We start from the raw sequence: 24,249 nt of genomic DNA on the forward strand, positions 1-24,249 counted from the left end.
ATGTCGAACACATCTGCATCTGCCAGCCCCTTCGGACTGGCCGGGGGCGAGCTTTCCCCCACGGATTCGGCATCGCACGCCGGTGACCATTTCTGGGCCCGCTGCTGCGAGCGCCTGGGCAATCAGCTCACTCGCGAGCAGTTTGTGGCCTGGGTCAAGCCGATCTCGGCCGGCGCCTATGACGCCGACGCCCGCCGCCTGACCCTGCTGGCGCCGAACCGCGCCAAGGCCGAGCATTTCCGCGGCGAGTACCTGCGTGAAGTACAGAGCTGGACCGAAGAAATCTTTGGCTACCGCGTTGACCTCAATCTCGAGATCGGCAGCCCGGCGGCTGGCTCGGGCATGCCTGTCAGCCCGCCAAGCGGCAATGGCGCCGGCACTGAACACTCGGGCGGCCCAGCGCCACTGGCTGGCCTGCTACACACCGCGGCGGAATCCGCCGTGGCAGCCAACGGCGGCTCGGGCACGTCTGTGCCACCCGCGGGTGCAATGATCGACGTGCAGGAACGCACGCGGGTGAACACCGTGCTGCGCTTTGACAACTTCGTTTCCGGCAAGGCCAATCAGCTGGCACGCGCAGCAGCCCTGCAGGTGGCCGACAACCCGGGCGTGTCCTACAACCCATTCTTCCTGTATGGCGGCACGGGTCTGGGCAAGACACACCTGATCCACGCGATCGGCAATGCCATGCTGGACGCCAAACCGGACGCCCGCGTGCGTTACATCCATGCCGAGCAGTACGTGGCCGATGTGGTGCGCGCCTACCAGCGCAAGGACTTCGACGCCTTCAAGCGCTACTACCACTCGCTCGATCTACTGCTGATCGATGACATCCAGTTCTTTGCCGGCAAGGAGCGCACGCAGGAAGAGTTCTTCTATCTGTTCGAAGCGCTCACAGCAGCCAAGAGCCAGATCATCATCACCAGCGACACCTATCCCAAGGAGCTCTCTGATATTGATGAGCGCCTGAAGAGCCGCTTTGACGCCGGACTGACCGTGGCCATCGAGCCGCCCGAGCTGGAAATGCGCGTGGCCATCCTGCAGCAAAAGGCAGAGGAACTCGGAAAGCTGCTGGAAAGCGAGGTGGCCTTCTTCATCGCCAAGCACCTGCGCAGCAATGTGCGCGAGCTCGAGGGTGCGCTGAAGAAGGTCGTGGCCTACTGCGAGTTCCACCGCAAGACCATCACCCTGGACACCGCCAAGGACGCGCTACGCGACCTACTGCAGGTGTCCCGCGGCCAGATCTCGATCGAAGTCATCCAGAAGACCGTGGCCGACTATTACAAGATCAAGGTGGCCGACATGTACTCCAAGCGCCGCCCAGCCAACATTGCTGTGCCGCGCCAGGTAGCCATGTATCTGGCCAAGGAACTGACGCAGAAGAGCCTGCCGGAGATCGGCGAACTCTTTGGCGGCCGCGACCACACCACCGTGCTGCACGCCGTGCGCAAGATAGGCACCGAACGCGGCAAGGACGTGCAGCTGAACCACACCCTGCATGTGCTGGAGCAGACCCTCAAGAGCTGAGACGCGCGGCCGGTACGCATCATCCGCGGAGGTGCGAGCAGGCACTCACTACCGCTTTTCCCGCTTGTCCAGACTTGATCTTCAAATTCTTGTCCTGTAACGCCGGCGCAAGCTACCGAGACAACAGCGGCTTCGCGCGCTCCGATTCAGACCGCGCTTTCCCGACACCGAGCCCGAACCGCATCCGCACCCCGATCGCTCGCCAAAATCCCCGTTTTCAACCCCGCTCAAGTTGCTTCAAAACCCAATGTTCGGTACTGTGGACAAGCGAGTACAACGCCGTTGGCAGAATGTGGATAACTCGTGTCTTGCGGCAAACGCAGGAAGTTATCCACATTTCGTGCGCGGCCCTGTACTTCCTTATTCACAGGCAAAACAAGAGGCTAACTCGTTGATCTGCAAGGCATTTTTGCCTTGTCCACAGACGAGCCCTGTACTTGTTACCTATTACCAACAATAAGGAAAGACTTATGCAATTGGTCAAAGCCAGCCGCGACGCCCTCCTCAAGCCGCTGTCGACCGTCTCCGGCATCGTCGAGCGCCGCCACACGCTGCCCATCCTGGCCAACCTGCTGATGAAGAAGACCGGCGAGTCCGTCTCCTTCCTGGCCACCGACATCGAGATCCAGATCACCACGGCCGGCGAATTCGGCGTGGGCAAGGACGATGTCGCCACCACGGTCAATGCCCGCAAGCTGCTGGACATCCTGCGCGCCCTGCCCGAATCCGGCGAAGTCACGCTGTCCCACGCCAGCAAGAAGCTCACGATCCAGTCCGGCAAGAGCCGCTTTTCGCTCGCCACCCTGGACGCCGCCGAATTTCCGACCGTGGCCCAGCCCGAAGCCTGGGGCGCGCAGTTCAGCCTGACGCAGAAGGCGCTGAAGCACCTGATCTCGATGGTGCACTTCGCCATGGCGCAACAGGACATTCGCTACTACCTCAACGGCCTGCTCTTCGTCACGGACGGCAACTACGTCAAGGCCGTGGCCACCGATGGCCATCGCCTGGCCTTCTGCCAGACCAAGGTGGACGCCAGCCTGCCCAAGCACGAGGTCATCATCCCGCGCAAGACGGTCATGGAACTGCTGCGCCTGATGGATGAGTCCGAAGACCCGGTGGCCATTGCCGTGGCCAATAATCAGATCAAGTTCAACTTCGGCAATATCGAGCTCATCAGCAAGCTCGTGGAAGGCAAGTTCCCGGACTACACCCGCGTCGTGCCTCAGGGCTACACCAAGCTCTTCACCGTGGACCGCGGCCTGATCCAAGGCGCCCTGCAGCGCGCCGCCATCCTGACCAGCGACAAGTTCAAGGGCGTGCGCTGGGCCGTGGCCGACAACCTGCTCAAGATCAATTCAACCAACGCCGACCAGGAAGAAGCCTTCGAGGAGCTCGACATCGACTGGCCGCACGGCGGCGTGGAGATCGGCTTCAACGTCAGCTACCTCCTGGACGTGCTGGGCAACCTGAAGGTGCCGGCCATCCAGATCGGGCTGAACGACCCCAATGCCAGCGCACTGATCACCCTGCCCGATAATGGCGACTTCAAGTACGTCGTGATGCCGATGCGAATCTGATCACCACAAAGACCGGGCCCTGCATTCACCTTGCAGGGCGCCAGCCAAAGGGGCCACGTTGAAGCCAGCGTCGCCCCTTCGGCGTTTTTATTCAGCCCCGGAAAAGCGTTGTCAGTTCACATTTCCCCGGCTGTAAACGTGCAAACCCAGCACGCGATTGAGTAGAAAAGCATGTCCGAACCCATCGAAAACACCGCGCCCGAAAACACCCCGAAGCCTGTGCCCACTGGCAACGCAGAGGACTACGGCGCCAGCTCGATCCAGATCCTGGAAGGCCTGGAGGCCGTGCGCAAGCGCCCCGGCATGTACATCGGCGACACCTCGGACGGCACCGGCCTGCACCACCTGGTGTTTGAAGTGCTGGACAACTCGATCGACGAAGCCCTGGCCGGCTTCTGCACCGAGATCACGGTCACCATCCACAGTGACAACAGCATCAGCGTCATCGACAACGGCCGCGGCATTCCCACCGGCATCAAGTTCGACGACAAGCACGAACCCCGCCGCAGCGCCGCAGAAATCGCGCTGACCGAATTGCATGCCGGCGGCAAGTTCAACCAGAACAGCTACAAGGTCTCCGGCGGTCTGCACGGCGTGGGCGTGAGCTGCGTGAACGCGCTCTCCAAGTTCCTGCGCCTGACCGTGCGCCGCGATGGCCATGTGCACTACATCGAATTCGCCAAGGGCGCGGTGCAGAACCGTCTGCTTGAGCAGCGCGAAGGCGTCGAAGTTTCGCCCATGAAGATCATCGGCGACACCGACAAGCGTGGCACCGAGGTGCACTTCCTGCCCGACGAGGAGATCTTCACGAATGTGGAGTTCCACTACGAGGTGCTGGCCAAGCGCATCCGTGAGCTGAGCTTCCTGAACAATGGCGTGGCCATCAAGCTGGTGGACCAGCGCACCGGCAAGGAAGAAGACTTTGCCTTTGCCGGCGGTGTGCAGGGCTTTGTGCAGTACATCAACAAGGCCAAGAGCGTGCTGCACCCCAACATCTTCCACGCCGTGGGCGAGAAGCAGGCCGAGAACGGCCTGACCATCGGTGTGGAAGTCGCCATGCAGTGGAACGACGGCTTCAACGAATCCGTGCTCTGCTACACCAACAACATCCCCCAGCGCGACGGCGGCACCCACCTCACCGGCTTGCGCGCAGCGATGACCCGAGTCATCAACAAGTACATCGAGGAAAACGAGCTCGCCAAGAAGGCCAAGGTCGAGACCAGCGGTGACGACATGCGCGAAGGCCTGACCTGCGTGCTCTCCGTCAAGGTGCCCGAGCCCAAGTTCTCCAGCCAGACCAAGGACAAGCTCGTCAGCTCCGAGGTGCGCCTGCCCGTGGAAGACATCGTCTCCAAGGCCCTGACCGACTTCCTGCTCGAAAAACCCAACGACGCCAAGATCATCTGCAGCAAGATCGTCGAAGCCGCCCGCGCGCGCGAAGCCGCCCGCAAGGCCCGCGAGATGACGCGCCGCAAGGGCGTACTGGAAGGCGCCGGCTTGCCCGGCAAGCTGGCCGACTGCCAGGAAAAAGACCCCGCCCTGTGCGAGCTCTACATCGTCGAGGGTGACTCCGCCGGCGGCTCCGCCAAGCAGGGCCGCGACCGGAAATTCCAGGCCATCCTGCCCCTGCGCGGCAAGGTGCTCAACGTGGAGAAGGCGCGCTTCGACAAGCTCATCACCAGCGAGCAGATCACCACCCTGATCACCGCGCTGGGCACCAGCATCGGGCCCGACTTCAACATCGACAAGCTGCGCTACCACCGCATCATCATCATGACCGATGCCGACGTGGACGGCGCGCACATCCGCACCCTGCTGCTCACCCTGTTCTACCGGCAGATGACGCAGATCGTCGAGCGCGGCCACGTCTACATCGCCCAGCCGCCGCTCTACAAGGTCAAGGCCGGCAAGGAAGAGCGCTACCTCAAGGACGACACCGAGGAAGCCAGCTACATGATGCAGCTGGCCCTGCGCGACGCACAGCTCATCCCGCGCGCGGGCGCCACGCCCATCAGCGGTGAAGCCCTGGGCGAGCTCGCCCGCCAGAACGTGCTGGCCGAAGCCGTGCTCAACCGCCTCTCACGCATCATTGACGAGCGTGCCCTGCAGGCCATTGCCGAAGGCGTGGAGCTCAAGCTCGATTCCGCTGACGAGGCCCAGGCCTCCGCCGCCGCCCTGCAGGCGGCTCTCGGCAACGGCACCGTGCATGTGTACGCCAAGACGGACGAGAAGACCGACAAGCCCTACCTAGCCATCCACCGCGCCATTCACGGCAACACCAAGATCACCCTGATCGACCAGGACTTTGTGCACGGTGCGGACTACGGCATCCTCGTGCACGCCGCCAAGACCTTCAAGGGCCTGGTGGGCGAGGGCGCCGTCATCCTGCGTGGCGAAGGCGACAAGCGCCGCGAGATCCCGATCGACGACTTCCGCAGCGCCATGCGCTGGCTGCTGTCCGAGGCCGAGCGCGGCATCAGCAAGCAGCGCTACAAGGGCCTGGGCGAAATGAACCCCGAGCAGCTCTGGGAAACCACCATGGACCCCACCGTGCGCCGCCTGCTCAAGGTCCAGATCGAAGACGCCATCTCCGCCGACGGCATCTTCACCACGCTCATGGGCGACGAAGTCGAACCCCGCCGCGCGTTCATCGAGAGCAACGCGCTGTATGCGTCGAATATCGACGTGTGAGGCAAGTGGTGAGTGGCTGCTGAGCGCGATTGGAGTCGCCTAGAGGTAGAGGCCATCGTTGCCGACTACCTCAACATGCTGGCCTTGGAGCTAGCGGGTCAGACCTACAGCAAAGCGGCGCGCAGGCGCCAGCTGATGGCTAAGCTGACCCAGCGCTCAGAGGGGTCCATAGAGTTCAAGCACGCGAACATCAGCGCTGCGCTCATTGAACTTGGCTACCCCTACATCTCTGGCTACAAGCCAAGAAACAACTTCCAACAGCTCGTGCTCGACGTTCTTGCTGCGCAGCTGAGCGATCGACGTGACATTGATGCGCTTGCGCTTGACGCAGTTGCACGCCCAGCGGCGAATGCACCGTTGGAAGATTTCTCGGATGTTCTACGAGAGCCCCCTCGTGCTGAGCATCCACATCAGGTACGAGAGCCACGGCCTGAATATGCAGTGAAGCGCGACTACCTTCAGCGCGAGTCGCAGAACGCGTCTCTAGGGCTTGCTGGCGAGGAATACGTCCTGCGGTTCGAATCTTGGCGGTTATGGAAAGCCGGCGCGAAGCATCTGGCCGATCGCGTGGAGCACATTGCTCAGACAAGAGGCGATGGTCTTGGCTATGACGTACTTTCGTTTGAGCCAGACGGTCGGGAAAAGCTCATCGAAGTCAAAACCACGACCTTTGGGGCGCTTACACCGTTCTACGTTTCTGCCAACGAGGTTCGTGTTTCAGAAGCTCGGAAAGAAGACTTCCATCTCTATCGCGTTTTTGAGTTCAGGAAGAAGCCTCAGGTGTTCGACCTGCCAGGCCCGATTGCCAAGCACGTCGCACTCGATCCGGTGAGCTTCGTGGCTCGATTCGGCTGATGTCTGAATTGAGAGAGCTCATCTACCGCGGCCAGCCCTCAAGCGGCCTGTTGCATGACATCTACATCCGCCCTGCCCGCGGCACCCCTGCCCAGTCCCTCCAAGAAGCCCTCGCCATCGAAGGCCGTGGGCTGTTTGGTGATCGCAGCGCCAACAAGGCCAGCCGCGCGCCCGGCGGCGGCAAGCGGCAGGTCACGCTGATTCAGGCGGAGCATCTGCCGCTGATTGCGGCCTGGTTGGGCAAGCGCTCGATCGACCCCGCCCTGCTGCGCCGCAATCTGGTGGTGAGCGGCCTGAACCTGATCGGCGCGCGCTCGCCCTTCCCGGACCAGCGCCTCCTGCTGCGTGTGGGCGAGGAGGTGGTGCTGGAACTCACCGGCCCCTGCGACCCCTGCAGCAAGATGGAAGCGGTGCTAGGCCCCGGCGGCTACAACGCCATGCGCGGCCATGGCGGCATGACGGCGCGGGTGCTGCAGGGCGGCACGCTGCGCGTGGCGGATGAGGTGCGGGTGGTGGGCGGCTGACTGCCGCTCTGCGCATCGTTGCTCGGTGGGCTGGGCGGGTCTGAAGCGGCTTCTCGCTTGTCCCAAGCCATTCTTCATGCAATTTGGCCTGAAGAAGCGCACCAGTCCTTGATCGAACAATGAAGAAGTGCATCCCATGCGCCTCTTCAGGCCAAAATGGCTGGAAACGCCCGCCAGACAAGCGGAGAAGGCCGTTGTTCAGTTTCTGGTCGTGTTCACTTTTCCTGAACACGCGGAAAAATTGAACGGCACCGCCGACGTCCACCCACAACCCGCTGCGCCCGCAGCTCGACCGCCATCAGGCCTGCAACGCTGGACCGCACCTACCCATGACCCCCACCACCCCGCCCCTGCCCCAACTCCTCGCCACCCACCGCTCCATCCGCAGCTTCAAGCCGCAGCCCATCGACGCCGATCTCATTGCGGAGGTGCTGGGCGAGGCGGTGGCGGGTGGGTCGTCCTCGGGCAACCTGAACAGCTTCTCGATGGTGCTGACGCAGGACGAGGCGCGCAAGCGGCGGCTCTATGAGCTGCACTTCGAGCAGGAGATGGTGCTGCAGGCGCCGCTGGTGGTGACCTTCTGCGCGGACTTTCATCGCACGCGGCGCTGGCTGGCGCGCCGCGGTGCGCGGGACAACTTCAACAACCTCATCGGCTGGCACGTGGCGGCCTTCGACGCGATGATCGTGGCGCAGAACGCCTGCCTGGGCTTCGAGGCGCGCGGCCTGGGCATCTGCTACATGGGCACCACGCTCCACTCGATGCAGGCGATTGCGGACTTTCTGGAGCTGCCGCCCACCTGCCTGCCGGTAACGAGCATCGTGGTCGGCCACCCGGCCGAAGACCCGCCCAAGCGCGACCGCCTGCCGCTGCAAGCCTTCATCCATCACGAGCGCTATCAGGACCCTGCCGACGCCGAGCTGGACGCGATCTACGCCGACCGCGAGGTGAAGGGCTGGGCGCGCTACATGAGCATGCCGCGCCTGAAGGCGCTGGCCGAGCAGGAGGGCATCACCAGCCTGGCGCAGTTCTATACCAGCAAGGTGAAGTACGACCCGGACACCTTTGCCAAGGACAGCGCCGCGCTGCGCGAGACGCTGAAGGCGCGGGGGTTTCTGCAGGAGTGAAGGGGCGCCGGTGTGTGGCGATGCGCTTGGCGCGGCAGCCACGAGTGAGTGCAAAGCGCGTTCCGCTTGTCTGGCGGGCTTCTTCAGCCATGTTGGTCGGAAGATGCGCATGAATTGGACTTTTCCATAGCGACGCCCAGTACCGAAGCGGCTTTCCAGACTAAACAGACTGAAAACCCGCGCCAGACAAGCGGACAGTGGCGCAACGGGGCTCGCGCGGGCAGGCGCTCGCCGTTGATCCGGGGTCCAGCAGTGCTGGCCCTTGCCCGGTTTCACCTCCTCAGGCGGCGCTGGGCATGCCCGGCGACACCCTGCCTTCAACAGCAGACATGCGGACAGGCCTTCGCAGCGCCTGCTGGATCAAACCGGCGATAACCGCGCGGCAACTTCAGCTCAGGCCGCGCCCGCGCTGCCGATAACCGGGCATGAGCCCGCTCACCGCCCCAGCCGCCAGCACCGCCCTCTCCGGCCTGAACGCCGCCAACCTGCGCATGGCCGCCAGTGCCAACAACGTGGCCAACATGAACACGCCCGGCTACCGCCGCCAGGGCGTCGAGCAGGCGGCACTGCCCTCCGGCGGCGTCGCGGCCACCGTCACGCAGGCCTCTGAGCCCGGCGTGGAGCTGACCGGAGAGGTCGTGGAGCAGAAGATGGCGCTCTACAGCTTCAAGGCCAATGTGCTCGTGCTGCAGACGCAGGACCAGATGCAGCGCGCGCTGCTGGGTTCGCGGGTGGACGAGCGGGTGTAGCGCCGAGATAGGCCGGCCCCCGGCCTGCGCCGTGCTCGAGTGACGCCTGATCTCCAGGGGGGTCTGAACGGGCTTTCCGCTTGTCCCGTGCGGGTTTCGAGCCGATTTGCCTTGGAAAGCCGCGCCAATGCCGGATCTGCGCGTGCGAATCCGGGCAGCGCGAGGCCCGCTGCAGATCTCAGCTCGCAAAGAAAAAGGGACTGAGGCGTCCCCCAGTCCCTTTCCTTCCCGATCAACGTCAAGCTGTGCCGCTGATCAAGACCTGCATCCTGCTGACGCGGCGCCTCACAGGAAATTGATGCGGAACACCGCCGTGGTGCCGCTGGTTTCGTTGGCCACCACGAGCAGCGGCGTGCCGGTGGGCGAGCTGCTGGCGGGGATGATCGTCAGGCCTTCGGGGCCGCGGTCGCCGCTGGCCGGGCTGGTCACGGCCTGAGCCAGGTCACGGGTATTGATATAGGTGACGAACACCGGCGCGCGCGGGTTGGAGAGGTCGTACACCATCACGCCGCCGATGCGCTCCAGGCCGATGAAGGCGTAGTTCTTGGTGCCGAAGCGCGCGACGATCACGCCCTCGGGCTCGGGGCCCTTGTTGTCGCTGCGGTCGTCCAAGGTGTTGTTGTCGTTGCTGGCGTTGAAGTTGGCCGGGAACAGCGCGGCAGTGCGGCGCTCGAGTTCGTCGCCGCTGTCGTAGACCTGCGTGCCGGTGGCGGACCAGACGCTGAAGCTGCGGCTGCCGAAGGCGTAGAGCGTGTCGTAGGGTGAAGTGGCACTCGCGCGGCCGAGGGTGTTGGTCACCTGAAGGCGGCCCAGGCGGTCAGCGGTGTTGCAGGGGCCGCCGCACAGGGCGTTATTGAGCAGCGCAGGCGCCAGCGTGAGCGAGGAGACGCGCGCCTCTTCATTGAAGGCGGTGTAGGCACGGGCGTCCCCTTCATTGGCGGTGATGAGGAAGGTCTCGCCATTCACGTTGAAGCTGGCAATCGCGTCGGGCTGGTACATCCCCAGCACTGGCCAGGGCTGGATGTTGATGCGGCTGTCGCGGTCGGACGCGTCGATGCCGTTGCCGGACAAGGCGTGGTTCTTGTAGCCCAGCGGCACCACCTGCCCGACCGTGGCCGAAGGAATGTCCACCAGCGCCAGCGCATTGTTCTCCTGCAGCGTGACCCAGGCGGTGCGGCCGTCGGCACTCACGGTGATGTATTCGGGCTCCAGATCCTGGGCCACCGAAGCATTCGGGCCGAAGATCCGCACGCCGGCTGTGCGCAGTTCAGCAGCGCGGGCGTTGAAGGCGGTGAATCCGGCGGTGCGTACCGTGGGCGTGAAGGGGTTGCTCACGTCGATGATGCTGATCGAACCCTCGGGGTCGATCGTGTAGGCATCGTTCGGCTCGCCCTCATTGGCCACGAGGATGGTCTTGCCGTCCGGCGAGAAGGTCAGCATGTCGGGCAGCGCGCCCACCGGGATCGGGTTGCCGATGCGCTGCAGGTTGGCCGCGTTGAAGAGCTGCACGGTGCCGTTGTCGGTCTTGACCGGCGCTTCGACGGCCAGGGCGACGATGCCGCCGAAGGCGCTCACGCTGTTCACGGGGCCGCCCAGGGTGGCGGCGGCAATCTCGCCCACCTTCTGCGGTGCGGCCGGGTTGGACAGGCTCAGCACATCCACGCTGCCGGCGGCGCCGTTCACCACAAACAGGCGGCGGGTTGTGGCGTCCCAGGCCGGAATTTCTGCGCCGCCCACGCCGGTGGTGGGCGCGGCATAGCGGCCCAGGAAGGTCAGCGACAGGGTGTTGGGTGTGGTTTCCACGGCCGCGGGTGGCGTGGTGTTCACCTCACCGCCACCGCCGCACCCGGCGGCCACGAGCACGCCGGCCGCGGCCAGCAGTGCCGCAAGGCGCGGCAACGCACGCTTGCTGAAAAGGGTCTGGATCATGTGTGGTCTGCTCCCGTGGGGTCTGGCTGGCGTGGGCTGTGCGAGCTCGGCCAAGCCGGCGCGCTGCGTAACAAAACGCTGCATTTCAGGCAGGCTGCATGACGATTCAGTGACCGCACCGTTTCAGTTCGCCTCAAACCGGCCACTGAAAACCCCAGTGAGCGGGCCATTTGTCATGGCTCTGACGCCGTTGCTTCACGCCGGCTTCGCACGGCGCGCCAAACATGCCGGGGCATGGAACCCCATCGCCCCACTCCGCTCCTGTCTGCCACCCAAGGTGCCTCTACCAGCGCCCTGCCCCAGGCCACCGCGCTGTCGGATCAGCGCGCCGGCGAGCTGCTGGAGCACGCGGTCTTCGGCCACCGCGCGGGCGAGGCCGACGCGAAGCCGGGCCTGCTGGATCGCTGGTTTGCCAGCTGGTTCAAGCAGCTGGTCTACACCCAGATCTGGGAAGACCCGCGCGTGGACCGCGAGGTGCTGCAGCTCAGGCCCGAGCACCGCGTGCTCACCCTGGCCTCCGGCGGCTGCAACGCGCTGAGCTATCTGCTGGACAGCCCGGCCGAAGTGGTCGCGCTGGACCTGAACCACAACCACCTCGCGCTCGTGGCGCTCAAGCAGGCGGCTGCCCGCGCCCTGCCGGACGCCGCGCAGTACCAGCGCTTCTTTGCCGGCGCAGCCGATGACCTGAACGTGGCGCTCTATGACGAGCTGATCGCGCCGCAGCTCTCGCCCGAGGTGCGCGCCTACTGGAACCAGCGCGACTGGCTGGGCCGCCGGCGCATTGGCTGGTTTGCGCGCGGCTTCTACAAGCAAGGCTTGCTCGGCAAGTTTGTGCGCGCCGCCAGCTTCTTTGCCCGTCTGCATGGCGTGCGCCTGAGCGAATGGGCCGAGCAGCGCACGGAGTTCGAGCAGGCCGCCTGGTTCGATGCCAAGGTCGCGCCGATCTTCGACAGCCGCTTCGCGCGCTGGGTCTGCAGCTCGCCACTGATTGTCTACAACCTGGGCATCCCTCCGGCGCAGTACCAGGCCCTGTGCAACGGCCGGCCCGAGACCATGGCCGAGGTGCTCAAGGCCCGCGCCCGCCAGCTGGCCACGGTGAGCGCGCGCGAGGACAACTACTTTGCCTGGCAGGCCTTCACCGGCGGCTATGCCTGGCGCGGTCTGCAGCAACGTGCGGCGACGGCCGGGCATGAGGGGCCGTTGCCGCCCTACCTGCAGCGCGCCCATTTCGAAACTCTGCGCGCACACGCCCACCGCCTGAAGCTGCGGCACGAAAACGTGCTGGATCATCTCGCAAGCGAAGCTTCCGCAAGCCTGGACCGCTATGTGCTGCTCGATGCGCAGGACTGGATGAGCGCCGCGCAGCTCACGCGCCTGTGGACGCAGATCACGCGCACGGCCCGGCCCGGAGCGCGCGTGATCTTCCGCACCGCCGGGACCACCTCGCCCCTGCCCCATGCCCTGCCGCCCGAACTGCTCGCGGCCTGGGGGCGCATCGAGCCCGCCAGCGCACTCAATGCAGAAGACCGCTCCGGCATTTACGGCGGCTTCTTTGCCTACACGCTGCGGCAGGTGCGCGGCTGAATATCGAACGCCACGGATCGCACACCATGAGCCCGCCCGTCGTCACGCACCCGCTGCCTGCGCCTGCAGGTTCAGGCAGTGCAGGCAGCTCGGGCAGCCCGGCCCGGCCCCCGCAGGCCGCAGCCGTGGGCACGCAGCTGCTGGCACCCTGGGTCCGCAATGCCGATGCGGCGCTCTGCTTTGCCCAGGGCCTGCCCTGCATCGTGCCGCAGCGGCCGGTGCAGATCCCGCTGGCGCAGCGCAGCTGGGTGAGCTGCCTGTGGTCGGCCTCGGTGGGTTACGCCGTGGATGAATGGGCCGGCCGCGCGCCCGAGCGCATGGGCGCGCTGCGTCTGGCTGCGGGCTACACGGCCCTGCATGGCCTCGCCCAGCTCGCCTGGCTCGGCCCCTGGGCGCGTGCCGTGCAGCTGGGCAGCCTGCCCTTGTCCACCACCCTGCGCAGCCGCAGCCAGCGCGACACCCTGCGCCGCAGTGCAGACTCGCTGCGTGCCTTGTGGCCGCAGCAGCCGGTGGCGGTGCGCAACATCGATGCGGCCGATGAAGACCTGCGCGTCACGCTGCAGGCCCAGGGCTTCACCGCCCTGCCCGCGCGGGTCGTGTACTGGCTGGACGCGCCGCGCGCATCCCGCGCCTCCCACACCAAACGCGACCTGAGCCTGCTGCGCAAGGGCGGGCTGATCGAGCTGGCGGACGCTGCGTTCGACAGCGCCGCGCTCATCGACCAGGCCTTGGCGCTGTACACGCAGGTCTATCGCGCCAAGCACGGCCCGCGCAACCCGGACTACACCGCGCACTTCCTGCGCTGGGCGCGTGCGGCCGGCGTGCTGCAGCTGGTGGGTCTGGCGCAGCCGCAGGCCGGCGGCGAGCCGCGCTTGGTCGCCTTTGCCGCCCTGCATCGCGTGGACGATGTGCTCTCCGTGCCCCTGCTGGGCTACGACACCGCGGCAGACACGCGCCAGGGCTTGTACCGCCAGCTGGTGGCCTGGCTGATCCATCACGCACTCACGCAGGAGCTGCGCTTCAACTTCTCCAGCGGCGCCGGCGACTTCAAGCGCAAGCGCGGGTTTGAACCGCACCTGGAGCACACACTCATCGCCCCACCGCTGCGGGGCTGGGTGCGGGCGCCCGATGCCGCCTTCATCACCCTGGCCGCCCGGGCCAGCCGCCCTCTGGATGCCGCGGCGCTGATGGATCTGGGCGCCTGACGGGAACTTTTCCAGCCACGCTCTCAATTTCACTGACTCAACGCAGCGGGCCTAAACGCGCGGCCCGCCCAAGGCGTGACGGTGGATTATCAGAGGAGCTGTGCGATGAAATCGTTTGTATGGTGCTTGGTTGCAGCAATGATGGCGCTACTTGCAGCATGCGGTGGTGGCGGAACCACGAGTGCAGCTCCGCAGCCCCCGGGAGCACCGGGGTACCCCGTGGGCCTGACCACTCAGACGATTCAATCTGGCGGCGTTACGCGGCAGTTCCGAATTCACGTTCCGCCAGCGTTGCAAGCGCCACGAGCTATCGTGTTCGTTCTACACGGCGGCGGTGGTCTGGGTATGGGTGTTGCCGATACCGGCGCGCATCCGCTTTCGGTCTTCCGACCGGTCGCAGATCGGGAAGGCTTTGTGGTCGTTTATCCCGGAGGCTTGCCGGCGCCGAGCGGAGATGTGGGCTGGAATGATTGCCGCTCGGACAACTTCAACGGTAGCAGCGCTGATGACGTTCGATTTCTTGCGGATCTGGTTGACCTGATCAAGAGTACCTACGGTCTGCCTTCAACGCGCGTCTTTATGGCGGGCGGATCGAACGGCGGGCTCATGAGCTTCGCATTTGCGTTCAACCACCCTCAGCGCATTGCTGCAATCGCGGTCAGTTCGGCGAATTTGCCAGAGAACCCGAAGAGCGGCGCGTGCACATCCGGTCTTCAACAGCCCCTGCCAGTGCTAATGACTCACGGCACGCTGGATCCGCAGATGCCGTATGGCGGTGGGTGCGTCGCGGACTTTGGTGGCGCTTGCTTGCGTGGTCGAGTCACGTCAGCGCAAGCAACACGTAACTGGTGGTTGACTCTGAATGGGCTTGCCTCGGCGCAGCCTACCGAGACTGTCATCGAGCGCAGCGCCAACGATGCCGGTCCTGCGAATCGGTTTGTGTACGCAGGAGCACGACCTGTGCAGTGGTGGCGATTGGACGGAGCGGGGCATTCCGCTGCTAGCAGAACTGTGCTGATACCAACGACGGTCGATAACGGCGCGCAGAACCGTGACATTGAGTTTGCCGAAGTAGCCTGGGAGTTCTTTGCCAGTCTGCTTCCATGACTCTTCGTGCGCCTGGCCGTGATCCGACCGTGCTGAGAGTGAATCCACAATGCATTTGCACCTGAGCAGCTTGGCCTTGATGTGTTCCAGGTCAATCAGACTGAGAAGCGCAGCCGCCACAACCGACATGGCTTAAGCATGATGGAAACGTGCAAGCACCTGGCGCTAGCGTGGCGTCGGAGACGCGAGTGGCGCGGCATCACGCACACGAAGAGGGACGCCCCATGCAGATCACCGTCGAGGCCAAGCTGGCCGCACCCGTCGAGACCGTCTGGGCCGCATGGACCACCCCGGCCGACATCTGCCAATGGAACGCCGCCAGCGATGACTGGCACACACCGCGCGCCGAGGTGGACCTGCGTGTGGGCGGCCGCTTCTGCTCGCGCATGGAAGCGCGCGATGGCTCGATGGGCTTCGACTTCGCAGGCACCTACACCCGCATCGAACCACTGCGCCTGATCGAAAGCGAATTCGGCGGCCGGCAGCTGCGCGTGGAGTTCATCGCGCAGGACGGCGGCGTGCTGGTACGCGAGACGTTCGATGCCGAGGAGACCCACAGCATCGAACAGCAGCGCGAAGGCTGGCAGGCGATCCTGGATCGCTTCGTGCGGCACGTGGAGAGCAAGCCGGCCTAGCGCCGCTCCGTTGTGGCGTGGCTCAGGCCGGCCCGGCCAGCCCGTGGCCCACGCGGGTCATGATGTGCGACACCAGCTGCTTGCGGACCTTGGCGCTCAGGCCCAGCTTGCCCAGACTGTCTCCGCTCATCACGCCGGCCAGGCCGTGCATGCTGGACCAGATGTAGAGCGCGTCCAGCTCGACCTGCTCGCGACGGTCCTTGCCCGCGCCATGCATGCGCTGCATCACCTGGCGCAAGACATCAAAGGCATGCACGGCGTAGCGGTCCACCTCCGGATGGTGCGCCGCCGCCGGCCAGGGGGTACTGAACATGAGTCGGTACTCCAGTGGCCGCTGCTGCGCGAAGTGCAGGTACTGATGGCCGAGTGATTCCAGATCCTGCGCGGGGTCGTCGAAGTGTTTGCGCGCATCGAGCCAGGCCGCAAACTCCTCGAAGCAGCGCCGCATGACCTCGGCCAGCAGGTGGTCGCGGCTGGGGTAGTGCTTGTACGGCGCCTGGTGCGACACCCCCAGCTTGCGCGCCACATCGCGCAGACTCAGGTTTTCGATGCCCTGCTCGGCAATGACTTCGCGTGCCGCCGTGACACAGGCTTCGCGCAGGTCGGTCGGTGTGGCCGTGTGGTCGGTGGTCTGCGCGGCGGTGGGGGCCGCAGAAGGCTTGGCGCGGGGCATGCGGGCGAAGGGCGGAGTGGGATGTGTCAACGGCGCTTGCGACGCTACCACGCCCACTCCGCGCTGCCGGCCGCGGTGGGCGTCAGGCACCGGCCGGCGGGCCACCCACCGCACGTGTCGAGGAATCCTGCTGGTGAGCCGTCATGCCCCCCATGACCTGCCCGATTACGCGCACCTGCACCCAGCGCGGCAGCGTGGCCAATGACCAGCCCAGCAGCTTGGAGAGCAGGCCCGGCCTGACCGTGCCGCGCCGCCCGAGCGCGCGCAGGGTGGCCTGGGCCACCGTGGCAGGACGGTCCGCGCCGTTCATGACCATGTTGGCGCGCTGCGCAAAGCCGCTGGCAATCGGTCCGGGTGCACAGGCAATCACATCCACGCCGTGCGGCGCCCACTCAATGCGCAGGCCCTCGGCCAGACTCTGGATGTAGGCCTTGGTGGCAGCGTAGTGCGCCGCGCGCGGTGTGCCCTGGAAGGCCAGCAGCGAGCTCATCAGCACCACCCCGCCGCGGCCGCGGCGCCGCAGGCGCTGGCCGAACCACCAGCACTGCGCCAGCACGGCGTCGCAATTCACGCTGAGCATGCTGCGTTCCTCGGCCAATGCGCTCGACAGCAGCGGCCCCGAGGTGCCAAAGCCGGCTGCGGCCACGAGCAGGCCGACATCGATGTCATCGCAGGCCGCATCCAGGCGCACTGCGGAGTCAGGCTGGGCCAGATCGAACGCGAGCACGCGGGCGCGGATGCCATGGGTACGCTGTAGCTCGCCGGCCAAAGCCACAAGCTGTGGCTCGCGGCGCGCCACCAGCACCAGGTTCAGCCCGTGACGGGCCAGCTCGATGGCGAACGCCCGGCCGATCCCGTCTGACGCGCCTGTCACAACGGCCCACGGACCGTACTGACGCCGGACGTGTTGAGTGAAGGCGCTGCTCATTGCGCCACCGTGATCTCGATCTCGTGCATGGCGACATCGGCCGGCACCGTGAACACGGCTTCATTGAAACGCGGCGCGCGCAGGCTGGGTCGCGCGTTTCTCGATACGCCCCACTGCTCGGTGGGCAGGCCGACGAAGTTGGTGTCGACCTTGCGGTTGCCATTGCGATCATGGCCGATCGACACGGCGTAATTGCCTGGGGCTACATCGCTGAAGCGGCACTCGGTGCCGCCGGCCTGGGCCGGCAGCCACTGCTGGCGCGCGCCGCTGTTGTCCATCGGGAAGCCCTTGTCCGAGGCGAACAGCGAGCAGCCGATCTGGCCCAGCGGCGCGGCAATGCCCTTGACGCGCACGACCAGCTCGGCTGCGTGGCCGGGGCTGGCCGCACCCACGAGCAGGCTGAGAAAGAGGGCCGCAAAGGCGCTGCGCTGGCGCAGGGCTGGGGGATCAGTCGGGAAGAACATCATGGAGAGACTCCTTGCTTGAGGGGAGAGGACAGCGTGTTGGATCCGCGTTGGATTGGCGCTGGCAGATCACGGTCGCGAATAACTGCATACCTTGAGTTGACAGCGTCAACCAAGATAGAGCACACTGGTAGACAGTGTCAACAAGCGCGGGTGATACCCACCGGCAGCGTTCACCTGCAGCACGCAGATGCGCCCTCTGTCATTCACCCGCGGGAACCTGCCGCCTCTTCTCCGGAGTCGTTTCATGAACATCGAGACATTCACCGCCCGCCTGCGCCATCGCCTGCTCAAGACCGGGCTGGTGGCCAGTGCGCTCGTGGCGCTGGGTGCCTGCAGCATCAACACCCCATACCCGCGTCTGGCCACGCCCGAGGCCGCAGCTCAGGCGCCCGTGGTGCTGGTGCTGACGCATGCGACGCTGGATCCGAAGCGGCGCGAAAGCTTTGATGTGCACACCCGGCGCGTATTGGCGGAGATGACCAGGCAGCCGGGCCTGCTGGGCTATTCCGCGCGCCGCGAGATCTTCGGTACGCAGGCCTGGACCCTGACGATCTGGGCCAGCGAGGCGGACCTTGCGCGCTTCATGAACAGCCCGGTGCATCGCGAGGCGGTGCGTAAGGGCATGGAGGGTCTGGTGGCCATGGAGTCCAAGCGTCTGCTGCTCAAGCGGGACGCACTGCCCACGAGCTGGGATCAGGCCTTGGCGCTGTTGAAGGACCCGGAAGGTCGACGTGCCTACTGGGAATAGCGCAGCGGGCGGTGCGCCCGGCCGCGCAAGCGCCATGAGCCATACCGCTCAAATGCGTGATGTTGACGGCGCTACTCGGCCCGTTCGCGCTCGGTGGCGTGCCAGCCGCCGAGCAGCCAGCGCGACAGTCCCTCAAACAGGAAGAAGATCGCCACGCCGGTGAGCGACACGAGTACGAGCGCAGCAAACATCTTGGGTGTCTCGGTGCGATAGCTGGCTTCAAGAATGCGTGAGGCGAGCCCAGTCTCCTTGCCCGCCACACCCGCCACGAATTCGGCCACGATGGCGCCGATCAGGGACAGGCCACCCGCCACCTTCAGACCTGCGAGGAAGTACGGCAGGCTGCTGGGGACGAGCAGAAAGCGCAGGCGCTGCACCGGTGTGGCGCGGTACAGCGTGAACAGCTCTCGCAGGCCCGGCTCGGCTGCGCGCAGACCGATCACGGTGTTGGACAGCACCGGAAAGAAGGCCACGATCCAGGCGCACAGCAGCAGCGCGGCGGTCGTGCTCTCTACATAGATCAAGATGAGCGGCGCAATCGCCACAATCGGCGTGACCTGCAGCACGATGGCAAAGGGCCACAGGCTGGCCGCCACCCAGCGCGAGAGCGCAAACATCACGGCCAGCAGCACGCCGCCGCTGGCAGCAAGCAGCAGCGCGCCAAAGGTGATCTTGATGGTGAACCACCAGCTGCCAGCCAGCGAGCCGAAGTTCTCCACCAGGGTCTGCGCCACCAATGTGGGTGCAGGCAGGATGTAGTGCGGGATCTGGTTCACGCGCACCAGCACTTCCCAAAGCACCAGCGCGGCCAGGATCACACCGATTGGCAGCAGCACGCGCACCGCCTTGGGCAGGCCGGGCTGAGTCGACGATGTGCCGCTCATGCCTGCACTCCGCTGGCGGTGGTCAATGCGTCGGAGACTTCGGCGCACCAGCTTGCGTACTGCGGCGTGTGGCGGAAAGCTGCCTCACGCGGCGCGGGCGCATCTATGTCGATCTGCGCCACCACGCGCCCCGGCCGCGCGCTCATCACACACACACGGTCTGCCAGGAACACGCTCTCGTACACGCTGTGCGTGACGAACACGGTGGTGAAGCCCTGCTCGGCCGAGAGCGCCAGAAGATCGCGGTTCAAGGCAAAGCGCGTGATCTCGTCCAGCGCGGCAAAGGGCTCATCCATTAGCAACACGGCGGGCCGCGTGACCAGCGCGCGGGCAATCGACACGCGCATTTTCATGCCGCCCGAGAGCTCACGCGGATAGACCTCAGAAAACGCCGCCAGACCCAGGCGCGTCAGCAGCGGCGTGATGCGTGTGGCCGCATCGGAGCGCAAGACCCCGGCAAGGCGTAGCGGCAGCCAGACGTTGTCGAACACGCTGGCCCAGGGCATGAGCGTGGGCTCCTGAAACACAAAGCCAATGGACGGTGCCGATGCATCGCCCTGATGCATCCATTGCACCTGCCCGCTGCTGGCTGCAGTGAGTCCGGCAATCAGGCGCAGCACCGTGCTCTTGCCGCAACCGGATGGCCCGAGCAACGCCAGGAACTCGCCTGCCCGGATCTGGAGCTCCACCCCAGCCAGCGCCTCGGTGCCGTTGGCAAAGCGCTTGTGAATGCCGGTCAAGGTCAGCAACGGTGGAGCGGAGGCAGAAGCGGACATGACTGCGACTGTAACGGCCAGAGAGGCCTCGCCCGCATGTGACAGGACGGTTAAACGCCGCAGAACCCGCTCGGCCCAGCCTGCAGAAATCCACGATTTCTTGCAGTTCACGCGCCCGCGGGTGCAGTTCGTCGCAATCGGGCTGCATGCAAAGCGCCCCTTGCCCACAATGCCATCCATCGACACACACAACACGTCGACGCAAGTACCGAAACACCACCGCTAGGAGCCCAACATGACCACCAAGATCGATACCCTGAGCTACACCACCATCGGCGCCCTGATGCTCGCCGCAACGATCACCGCAGCCGTCGGCGGCGTGATGACCATCACCAAGGACGAGCCGGTTGTGCGTCTGGACACCGTGACCGTGGTGGCCAAGCGCGAGACCGCTGCGCCGCAAGTGGCCCGCCTGGACACGGTGACCATCACCGCCAAGCGCATCGCTCCCGAAGCGACCGTCATCGCCGGCGGCAACGTGATGCTCGCCAAGAACGTCGCCGCACCGGTCAAGCTCTGATTCCAGCTGCCAGCCGAGGCCTCTGGCTCCGGCAGCGGCTGGCGCACAGCAAGACCCGATATTCGCGATCTTCGCGCGCCAGACCCAGACAACAAGCAGAAGCACTCTCCTCCCCAAAAGAACTCCGCCAGTCATCTCCTCAGAAGCAACTTTGGCCCACTTCGGTGGGCCGTTTCTTTTGTCGTGCGGGTAAGTCCGTGTCGCAAAGACCAAACTGCGGGATGGGCCACCTCGGCGACCAGCGTCATGATCGGCGCTTGATGATGGAGGACCACATGCAAGGGCAACGCAGCGGCTATCAAGAGTTCAGGGTCGAGCGGATCGCCACCGGGTCGGTGTTCAAGCTGCTGGGTGCCGGGTTGGTGTTCAGTCTGGTGCCCTTTGCGACAGTGATGGGCGTGCTTGCGCTCGCTGGCGCGAACACGGTGACCTGGAACGGCAAGGCGCTTACCGGGTTCACCGGTCTGGCTGCTTCGCCGTTGATCGGCTTTTTCCTCGCGTTGTTCTTTACAGCCCTGCTGGGTGTCTGCATGGCGGCTGGCCTGTGGCTGTACTCACGCTTCTGGCCACTGGAGCTGCGGCTGCGGCTCCAGGCGGACAGCACCGCAGGTCAATCCGCGGATCCCTCATAGCGAAACACCCGCTCCAGCGGCACGCCAAACACCCGCGCGATGCGAAAGGCCACCTCCAATGACGGCGAGTACTTGTTGGCCTCGATGGCGATGATGGTCTGGCGCGTGACACCGACCTGATCGGCCAGAGCCTGTTGAGTCATCTCGTTTGCGGCAAAGCGCAGCGCGCGGATGTCGTTGCTGATGGAACCGCCGGCCTTGCCCATCACATCACCCCGCGGCGGTGCAGCCAGAGCTGGGTGCCGATGTTGGTCAGCTCCGCGGCGACCCAGCCGAGCAGCAGTACGTGCGTGAAGGCAAAGTTGCCGCGGGCCAGCACGGCGGTGACCAGCGCCAGAAACACCGCACAGGCCAGCACCATGCCACCATTGCGCGCCCCGAGCAGGCTGATCAGGCGATCTCGCTCGTCGGTGTCGGTGCGGCGATCCACGATGGCGATGACGATGTGCCCTACCACCGAGATCAGCACCAGCACCACGATGGCCACACCAAACAGGGCCATGTGCCCGGGATACAGGTACAGCGAGGGCGGTCGCTCCGCCGAGCGCACCAGCCCCAGGTGCTCTGGCAGCACAAGGCCGAAGTACCAACCAAAGGCCAGCAGCACGGCGGCCAACATGATCCAAAGGCTCTTTTCGTGAAATGACAGGTTCATCGCTGCTCCCCTGAGAGATGTCCGGTAAGTTGGACTTCAAGTAAAAAATACATGACACCTCCATTGTTGGAGCGCGTGATGTAGATGTCAAGTTTTTCGTACTTCTGGCGGGGCATCGTGCCCCAGATTGCGCTGAAGCTGCCGAAGCATGTTCTAGTTCAAGGAGTGGCTGAAATTGACTGTTTTAAGCTGAAATGAAGTGTGTATGCAGCTGAAGAGGTCCACCAAACAAGCGGTGAATGCCATAAGGCCATCATTCGAAAATGTGGCCGAAAAAGAAACATAAATGGAGAACCTCGAGCGCCTCCTCAACGATCCGGCCTGCAGTTTGGCCGTCCGACATCGCCTCAGACTTGTATAGAGTCCATTCATTCGACTATTCTAGAAATATGGAAACAAACAACCTGGAAGCGACCAATCTGCAGGCCGAGCAGATGGAATCCGCCGCTCGAAGCACTGACGCCGTGTTAGTGCTGGCTTCCCTGGCTAACGAGGCCCGGCTTGAGATCTTCCGCCAGCTGGTGCAGGCTGGGCCGCAGGGCTTGGCGGCGGGCGAGATTGCCGGGCGGCTCCGGATGCCGGCCTCCACCCTGTCCTTCCACCTCGCCCACCTGGCGCGCGCTGGGCTCGTTGCGGCCCTGCCCGCCGGTCGCCAGATCATTTACACGCCGGTCTTTGCGCGGGTGCGCGGTCTGACGGACTACCTCCTGGAGAACTGCTGTGGTGGTGCGGGCTGCGCCCCGGTGGACGCGTTAACCCCCGCGGACGGCGCAGCCTGCTCGGGCGAGTGCCTGCCGGGTGCTGTCGGCGCCAACTCGGCAGAAGGCACGGATGCCGCCGCAGCGTTTGCCCGCAGCACACCAAGCTGCGCCTAGCCCCTCGCCTGCCGTTACGCCCCAGCCCAACCAAGGAGCTCCGCCATGAAGCGCTTCCACGTCCATGTGAAGGTTGATGACCTCGCCCGCTCCATCCACTTCTATTCGAACCTGTTCGGGCAACAGCCCGCCGTGGTGAAAGACGACTACGCCAAGTGGATGCTTGAGGACCCGCGGCTCAACTTCGCCATCAGTCACCATGCCGGGGCACAGGCGGGCATCGAGCACCTCGGCTTCCAGCTGGAGTCTGCCGAGGAGCTCCATGCCATGACCGACGCACTCAAGGCGGCGGACGTGGCGGTGCTGGATGAGCGCGGCACCACCTGCTGCTATGCCCAAAGCGACAAAGGCTGGGTGCACGACCCCACGGGCATCGCCTGGGAGACCTTCGTCACCCACGGCAGCGCCACCACCTACGGCGGCGTGCCCACCGAGGCGACAAGCGCCGCGATGTGCTGCGCCCCACCCGAGGCGGTCGCGGTCAGCGCGAGCATCCCCGTTGCGCGCAGCAGCAAGCCCAAGGTCAACAAGGGCGAGGCACTCGCCTGCGCACCTGGCTCCGGCTGCTGCTGATCAAGCTGCCGACGCCTGCGATGCCCGTCGCTCAGATCAAGATGTCGCCACAGTTCATGGCCGCGCAGACCGCGCACCTGCCAGCACTCCATGCGCTGCTGGCCGAGGCGGGGCTCGTCACCGGCGATCTGCCGGCCACGCTCCCGGATGCGCAGACCCAGTTCCTGCTCGCGCAGCTTGAGGGCGCCATCGCCGGCGCGGTAGGCCTGGAGCACAGCGCGTCGCAGGCCGACATCGCGCTGCTGCGCTCGCTGGTGGTTGCCCCGGCCGCGCGCGGCACGGGCCTGGGTACCGCGCTGCTCGGCGAGGCTGAGTCGCTAGCCCGTGCGCAGGGCGTCAAGCAGCTCTACCTGCTCACCACCACTGCGGCCGCATTCTTTGCGCGCCACGGTTATGTCATTTGCGTGCGCGACGCTGCGCCCGCAGGCATCGCCCACAGCCGCCAGTTCAGCGCGCTGTGCCCCGGCAGTTCCACCCTGATGCGCAAGGCGCTCACTTAAACCCGACAACGCCACAATGAAGAACGTCCTGATCCTGTGCACCGGCAACTCCGCCCGCTCCGTCCTGGGCGAGGGCCTGATCCATCATCTTGGCGCGGGCCGCTACCGCGCCTTCTCCGCTGGCAGCAAGCCCATGGGCCGCGTGAACCGCTTCGCGCTCGAAACGCTCGCTGCCCACGGCATGCCCCTGCCCGAGGCGCGCAGCAAGAGCTGGGACGAGTTTGCCCAGCCCGGCTCGCCGCCGATCGACTTCGTGTTCACCGTGTGCGACTCGGCCAACAACGAGGAATGCCCCTACTTCCCCGGCCCGGGCGTGCGTGCGCACTGGGGCATTGAAGACCCCTCGCACGTGGATGGCGATGACGCCGCCAAGCGCGCCGCGTTCGAAGTGGCCTACAAGAAGCTGCGCCGCAAAGTGGAGGCTTTTGTCGCCCTGCCCGTGGATACGCTGCCAGCCGCCGAACTCAAGCAGGCGCTGGCCGACATCGGCAAGCTCGATTGAGTTGCA

26 protein-coding genes are annotated in these 24,249 nt (G+C 65.3%); 18 read left to right on the forward strand and 8 right to left on the reverse strand.

Annotated features, from left to right (window positions below; genetic code table 11):
- The 7 genes from dnaA (at position 1) to ACMDW7_RS00035 (ending at position 9,050) form a co-directional block, all read left to right on the forward strand.
- On the forward strand, positions 1-1,527 hold the full coding sequence (gene dnaA, locus ACMDW7_RS00005; protein WP_377304708.1) for a chromosomal replication initiator protein DnaA: 1,527 nt from the start codon (positions 1-3) through the stop codon (positions 1,525-1,527).
- Between the two features lie 470 nt (positions 1,528-1,997).
- Positions 1,998-3,104, forward strand: a complete 1,107-nt coding sequence (gene dnaN / locus ACMDW7_RS00010) for a DNA polymerase III subunit beta (RefSeq protein WP_377304710.1) — start codon at positions 1,998-2,000, stop codon at positions 3,102-3,104.
- Positions 3,105-3,275: 171 nt separating this feature from the next.
- Positions 3,276-5,795, forward strand: coding sequence for a DNA topoisomerase (ATP-hydrolyzing) subunit B (gene gyrB / locus ACMDW7_RS00015; protein WP_377304712.1), 2,520 nt, complete (start codon positions 3,276-3,278; stop codon positions 5,793-5,795).
- 12 nt (positions 5,796-5,807) lie between these two features.
- On the forward strand, positions 5,808-6,650 hold the full coding sequence (locus tag ACMDW7_RS00020) for a DUF3883 domain-containing protein (RefSeq protein ID WP_377304714.1): 843 nt from the start codon (positions 5,808-5,810) through the stop codon (positions 6,648-6,650).
- Positions 6,650-7,174 (forward strand): MOSC domain-containing protein, encoded by a 525-nt coding sequence (locus ACMDW7_RS00025; RefSeq protein ID WP_377304716.1) that lies wholly within the window; start codon positions 6,650-6,652, stop codon positions 7,172-7,174. The genes ACMDW7_RS00020 and ACMDW7_RS00025 overlap by 1 nt, the downstream gene beginning before the upstream one ends.
- A 329-nt stretch (positions 7,175-7,503) precedes the next feature.
- Positions 7,504-8,301: a nitroreductase family protein gene (locus ACMDW7_RS00030; protein WP_377304718.1), complete on the forward strand. Its 798-nt coding sequence runs from the start codon at positions 7,504-7,506 to the stop codon at positions 8,299-8,301.
- 425 nt (positions 8,302-8,726) lie between these two features.
- Positions 8,727-9,050 carry a flagellar basal body protein gene (locus ACMDW7_RS00035; RefSeq protein WP_377304720.1) on the forward strand — a complete coding sequence of 108 codons (324 nt, stop codon included), beginning with the start codon at positions 8,727-8,729 and terminating at the stop codon, positions 9,048-9,050.
- A 285-nt stretch (positions 9,051-9,335) separates the two neighbouring features.
- On the opposite strand, the gene ACMDW7_RS00040 is transcribed toward ACMDW7_RS00035, so the two are convergent.
- On the reverse strand, positions 9,336-10,979 hold the full coding sequence (locus ACMDW7_RS00040; RefSeq protein WP_377304722.1) for a choice-of-anchor I family protein: 1,644 nt from the start codon (positions 10,977-10,979) through the stop codon (positions 9,336-9,338).
- A 234-nt stretch (positions 10,980-11,213) separates the two neighbouring features.
- Between ACMDW7_RS00040 and ACMDW7_RS00045 the strand changes: the two genes are divergently transcribed.
- The 4 genes from ACMDW7_RS00045 (at position 11,214) to ACMDW7_RS00060 (ending at position 15,510) form a co-directional block, all read left to right on the forward strand.
- Positions 11,214-12,563: a DUF3419 family protein gene (locus ACMDW7_RS00045; RefSeq protein ID WP_377304724.1), complete on the forward strand. Its 1,350-nt coding sequence runs from the start codon at positions 11,214-11,216 to the stop codon at positions 12,561-12,563.
- 26 nt (positions 12,564-12,589) lie between these two features.
- Positions 12,590-13,768 (forward strand): GNAT family N-acetyltransferase, encoded by a 1,179-nt coding sequence (locus ACMDW7_RS00050; protein WP_377304726.1) that lies wholly within the window; start codon positions 12,590-12,592, stop codon positions 13,766-13,768.
- A gap of 141 nt (positions 13,769-13,909) precedes the next feature.
- Positions 13,910-14,875 (forward strand): alpha/beta hydrolase family esterase, encoded by a 966-nt coding sequence (locus ACMDW7_RS00055; protein ID WP_377305060.1) that lies wholly within the window; start codon positions 13,910-13,912, stop codon positions 14,873-14,875.
- Between the two features lie 224 nt (positions 14,876-15,099).
- On the forward strand, positions 15,100-15,510 hold the full coding sequence (locus tag ACMDW7_RS00060; protein WP_377304727.1) for an SRPBCC family protein: 411 nt from the start codon (positions 15,100-15,102) through the stop codon (positions 15,508-15,510).
- A 22-nt stretch (positions 15,511-15,532) separates the two neighbouring features.
- On the opposite strand, the gene ACMDW7_RS00065 is transcribed toward ACMDW7_RS00060, so the two are convergent.
- The 3 genes from ACMDW7_RS00065 to ACMDW7_RS00075 form a co-directional block, all read right to left on the reverse strand.
- Positions 15,533-16,183: a TetR/AcrR family transcriptional regulator gene (locus ACMDW7_RS00065; RefSeq protein WP_377304729.1), complete on the reverse strand. Its 651-nt coding sequence runs from the start codon at positions 16,181-16,183 to the stop codon at positions 15,533-15,535.
- Positions 16,184-16,265: 82 nt separating this feature from the next.
- Positions 16,266-17,111, reverse strand: coding sequence for an SDR family NAD(P)-dependent oxidoreductase (locus tag ACMDW7_RS00070; RefSeq protein WP_377304731.1), 846 nt, complete (start codon positions 17,109-17,111; stop codon positions 16,266-16,268).
- Positions 17,108-17,578, reverse strand: a complete 471-nt coding sequence (locus ACMDW7_RS00075) for a DUF2141 domain-containing protein (protein WP_377304733.1) — start codon at positions 17,576-17,578, stop codon at positions 17,108-17,110. The genes ACMDW7_RS00070 and ACMDW7_RS00075 overlap by 4 nt, the downstream gene beginning before the upstream one ends.
- A 244-nt stretch (positions 17,579-17,822) precedes the next feature.
- Between ACMDW7_RS00075 and ACMDW7_RS00080 the strand changes: the two genes are divergently transcribed.
- A complete protein-coding gene (locus ACMDW7_RS00080) occupies positions 17,823-18,326 on the forward strand; it encodes an antibiotic biosynthesis monooxygenase (RefSeq protein ID WP_377304735.1) in 504 nt (167 codons plus the stop codon).
- A gap of 71 nt (positions 18,327-18,397) precedes the next feature.
- Here the strand turns inward: ACMDW7_RS00080 and ACMDW7_RS00085 are convergent, their stop codons facing one another.
- Both ACMDW7_RS00085 and ACMDW7_RS00090 read right to left on the reverse strand, forming a co-directional pair.
- On the reverse strand, positions 18,398-19,210 hold the full coding sequence (locus ACMDW7_RS00085) for an ABC transporter permease (RefSeq protein WP_377304737.1): 813 nt from the start codon (positions 19,208-19,210) through the stop codon (positions 18,398-18,400).
- On the reverse strand, positions 19,207-19,986 hold the full coding sequence (locus ACMDW7_RS00090) for an ABC transporter ATP-binding protein (RefSeq protein WP_377304738.1): 780 nt from the start codon (positions 19,984-19,986) through the stop codon (positions 19,207-19,209). Before ACMDW7_RS00090 ends, ACMDW7_RS00085 begins: the two co-directional genes overlap by 4 nt.
- A gap of 235 nt (positions 19,987-20,221) precedes the next feature.
- On the opposite strand from ACMDW7_RS00090, the gene ACMDW7_RS00095 reads away from it, so the two are divergent.
- On the forward strand, positions 20,222-20,506 hold the full coding sequence (locus tag ACMDW7_RS00095; RefSeq protein WP_377304740.1) for a hypothetical protein: 285 nt from the start codon (positions 20,222-20,224) through the stop codon (positions 20,504-20,506).
- 275 nt (positions 20,507-20,781) lie between these two features.
- Entirely contained in the window at positions 20,782-21,138 is a 357-nt protein-coding gene (locus ACMDW7_RS00100; RefSeq protein ID WP_377304742.1) for a hypothetical protein, read from the forward strand.
- Here ACMDW7_RS00100 and ACMDW7_RS00105 read toward each other — a convergent pair.
- Positions 21,117-21,344 carry a helix-turn-helix transcriptional regulator gene (locus tag ACMDW7_RS00105; RefSeq protein ID WP_377304744.1) on the reverse strand — a complete coding sequence of 76 codons (228 nt, stop codon included), beginning with the start codon at positions 21,342-21,344 and terminating at the stop codon, positions 21,117-21,119. The genes ACMDW7_RS00100 and ACMDW7_RS00105 overlap by 22 nt on opposite strands.
- Entirely contained in the window at positions 21,344-21,793 is a 450-nt protein-coding gene (locus tag ACMDW7_RS00110) for a hypothetical protein (RefSeq protein WP_377304746.1), read from the reverse strand. Before ACMDW7_RS00110 ends, ACMDW7_RS00105 begins: the two co-directional genes overlap by 1 nt.
- Before the next feature lie 389 nt (positions 21,794-22,182).
- On the opposite strand from ACMDW7_RS00110, the gene ACMDW7_RS00115 reads away from it, so the two are divergent.
- From ACMDW7_RS00115 to ACMDW7_RS00130, 4 genes are read left to right on the forward strand one after another with little or no spacing between them, the layout of a single operon-like run.
- A complete protein-coding gene (locus tag ACMDW7_RS00115; protein WP_377304747.1) occupies positions 22,183-22,668 on the forward strand; it encodes an ArsR/SmtB family transcription factor in 486 nt (161 codons plus the stop codon).
- A 45-nt stretch (positions 22,669-22,713) separates the two neighbouring features.
- Positions 22,714-23,241 carry an ArsI/CadI family heavy metal resistance metalloenzyme gene (locus tag ACMDW7_RS00120; RefSeq protein ID WP_377304749.1) on the forward strand — a complete coding sequence of 176 codons (528 nt, stop codon included), beginning with the start codon at positions 22,714-22,716 and terminating at the stop codon, positions 23,239-23,241.
- 20 nt (positions 23,242-23,261) lie between these two features.
- A complete protein-coding gene (arsN2, locus tag ACMDW7_RS00125; protein ID WP_377304751.1) occupies positions 23,262-23,741 on the forward strand; it encodes an arsenic resistance N-acetyltransferase ArsN2 in 480 nt (159 codons plus the stop codon).
- Between the two features lie 16 nt (positions 23,742-23,757).
- Positions 23,758-24,243: an arsenate reductase ArsC gene (locus ACMDW7_RS00130; protein ID WP_377304753.1), complete on the forward strand. Its 486-nt coding sequence runs from the start codon at positions 23,758-23,760 to the stop codon at positions 24,241-24,243.
- Positions 24,244-24,249: the final 6 nt, after the last annotated feature.

Origin of the sequence: Piscinibacterium candidicorallinum, assembly GCF_047549485.1 — a bacterium.
GTDB classification, from domain to species: domain Bacteria; phylum Pseudomonadota; class Gammaproteobacteria; order Burkholderiales; family Burkholderiaceae_C; genus Piscinibacterium; species Piscinibacterium candidicorallinum.

Bases quoted from the DNA above. Each gene is read 5' to 3' on its own strand.
- dnaA (WP_377304708.1), top strand. From the start codon at position 1: ATGTCGAACACATCTGCATCTGCCAGCCCCTTCGGACTGGCCGGGGGC.
- dnaN (WP_377304710.1), top strand. From the start codon at position 1,998: ATGCAATTGGTCAAAGCCAGCCGCGACGCCCTCCTCAAGCCGCTGTCG.
- gyrB (WP_377304712.1), top strand. From the start codon at position 3,276: ATGTCCGAACCCATCGAAAACACCGCGCCCGAAAACACCCCGAAGCCT.
- ACMDW7_RS00025 (WP_377304716.1), top strand. From the start codon at position 6,650: ATGTCTGAATTGAGAGAGCTCATCTACCGCGGCCAGCCCTCAAGCGGC.
- ACMDW7_RS00030 (WP_377304718.1), top strand. From the start codon at position 7,504: ATGACCCCCACCACCCCGCCCCTGCCCCAACTCCTCGCCACCCACCGC.
- ACMDW7_RS00035 (WP_377304720.1), top strand. From the start codon at position 8,727: ATGAGCCCGCTCACCGCCCCAGCCGCCAGCACCGCCCTCTCCGGCCTG.
- ACMDW7_RS00040 (WP_377304722.1), bottom strand. From the start codon at position 10,979: ATGATCCAGACCCTTTTCAGCAAGCGTGCGTTGCCGCGCCTTGCGGCA.
- ACMDW7_RS00045 (WP_377304724.1), top strand. From the start codon at position 11,214: ATGGAACCCCATCGCCCCACTCCGCTCCTGTCTGCCACCCAAGGTGCC.
- ACMDW7_RS00050 (WP_377304726.1), top strand. From the start codon at position 12,590: ATGAGCCCGCCCGTCGTCACGCACCCGCTGCCTGCGCCTGCAGGTTCA.
- ACMDW7_RS00055 (WP_377305060.1), top strand. From the start codon at position 13,910: ATGGCGCTACTTGCAGCATGCGGTGGTGGCGGAACCACGAGTGCAGCT.
- ACMDW7_RS00060 (WP_377304727.1), top strand. From the start codon at position 15,100: ATGCAGATCACCGTCGAGGCCAAGCTGGCCGCACCCGTCGAGACCGTC.
- ACMDW7_RS00065 (WP_377304729.1), bottom strand. From the start codon at position 16,183: ATGCCCCGCGCCAAGCCTTCTGCGGCCCCCACCGCCGCGCAGACCACC.
- ACMDW7_RS00070 (WP_377304731.1), bottom strand. From the start codon at position 17,111: ATGAGCAGCGCCTTCACTCAACACGTCCGGCGTCAGTACGGTCCGTGG.
- ACMDW7_RS00075 (WP_377304733.1), bottom strand. From the start codon at position 17,578: ATGATGTTCTTCCCGACTGATCCCCCAGCCCTGCGCCAGCGCAGCGCC.
- ACMDW7_RS00080 (WP_377304735.1), top strand. From the start codon at position 17,823: ATGAACATCGAGACATTCACCGCCCGCCTGCGCCATCGCCTGCTCAAG.
- ACMDW7_RS00085 (WP_377304737.1), bottom strand. From the start codon at position 19,210: ATGAGCGGCACATCGTCGACTCAGCCCGGCCTGCCCAAGGCGGTGCGC.
- ACMDW7_RS00090 (WP_377304738.1), bottom strand. From the start codon at position 19,986: ATGTCCGCTTCTGCCTCCGCTCCACCGTTGCTGACCTTGACCGGCATT.
- ACMDW7_RS00095 (WP_377304740.1), top strand. From the start codon at position 20,222: ATGACCACCAAGATCGATACCCTGAGCTACACCACCATCGGCGCCCTG.
- ACMDW7_RS00100 (WP_377304742.1), top strand. From the start codon at position 20,782: ATGCAAGGGCAACGCAGCGGCTATCAAGAGTTCAGGGTCGAGCGGATC.
- ACMDW7_RS00105 (WP_377304744.1), bottom strand. From the start codon at position 21,344: ATGGGCAAGGCCGGCGGTTCCATCAGCAACGACATCCGCGCGCTGCGC.
- ACMDW7_RS00110 (WP_377304746.1), bottom strand. From the start codon at position 21,793: ATGAACCTGTCATTTCACGAAAAGAGCCTTTGGATCATGTTGGCCGCC.
- ACMDW7_RS00115 (WP_377304747.1), top strand. From the start codon at position 22,183: ATGGAAACAAACAACCTGGAAGCGACCAATCTGCAGGCCGAGCAGATG.
- ACMDW7_RS00120 (WP_377304749.1), top strand. From the start codon at position 22,714: ATGAAGCGCTTCCACGTCCATGTGAAGGTTGATGACCTCGCCCGCTCC.
- arsN2 (WP_377304751.1), top strand. From the start codon at position 23,262: ATGCCCGTCGCTCAGATCAAGATGTCGCCACAGTTCATGGCCGCGCAG.
- ACMDW7_RS00130 (WP_377304753.1), top strand. From the start codon at position 23,758: ATGAAGAACGTCCTGATCCTGTGCACCGGCAACTCCGCCCGCTCCGTC.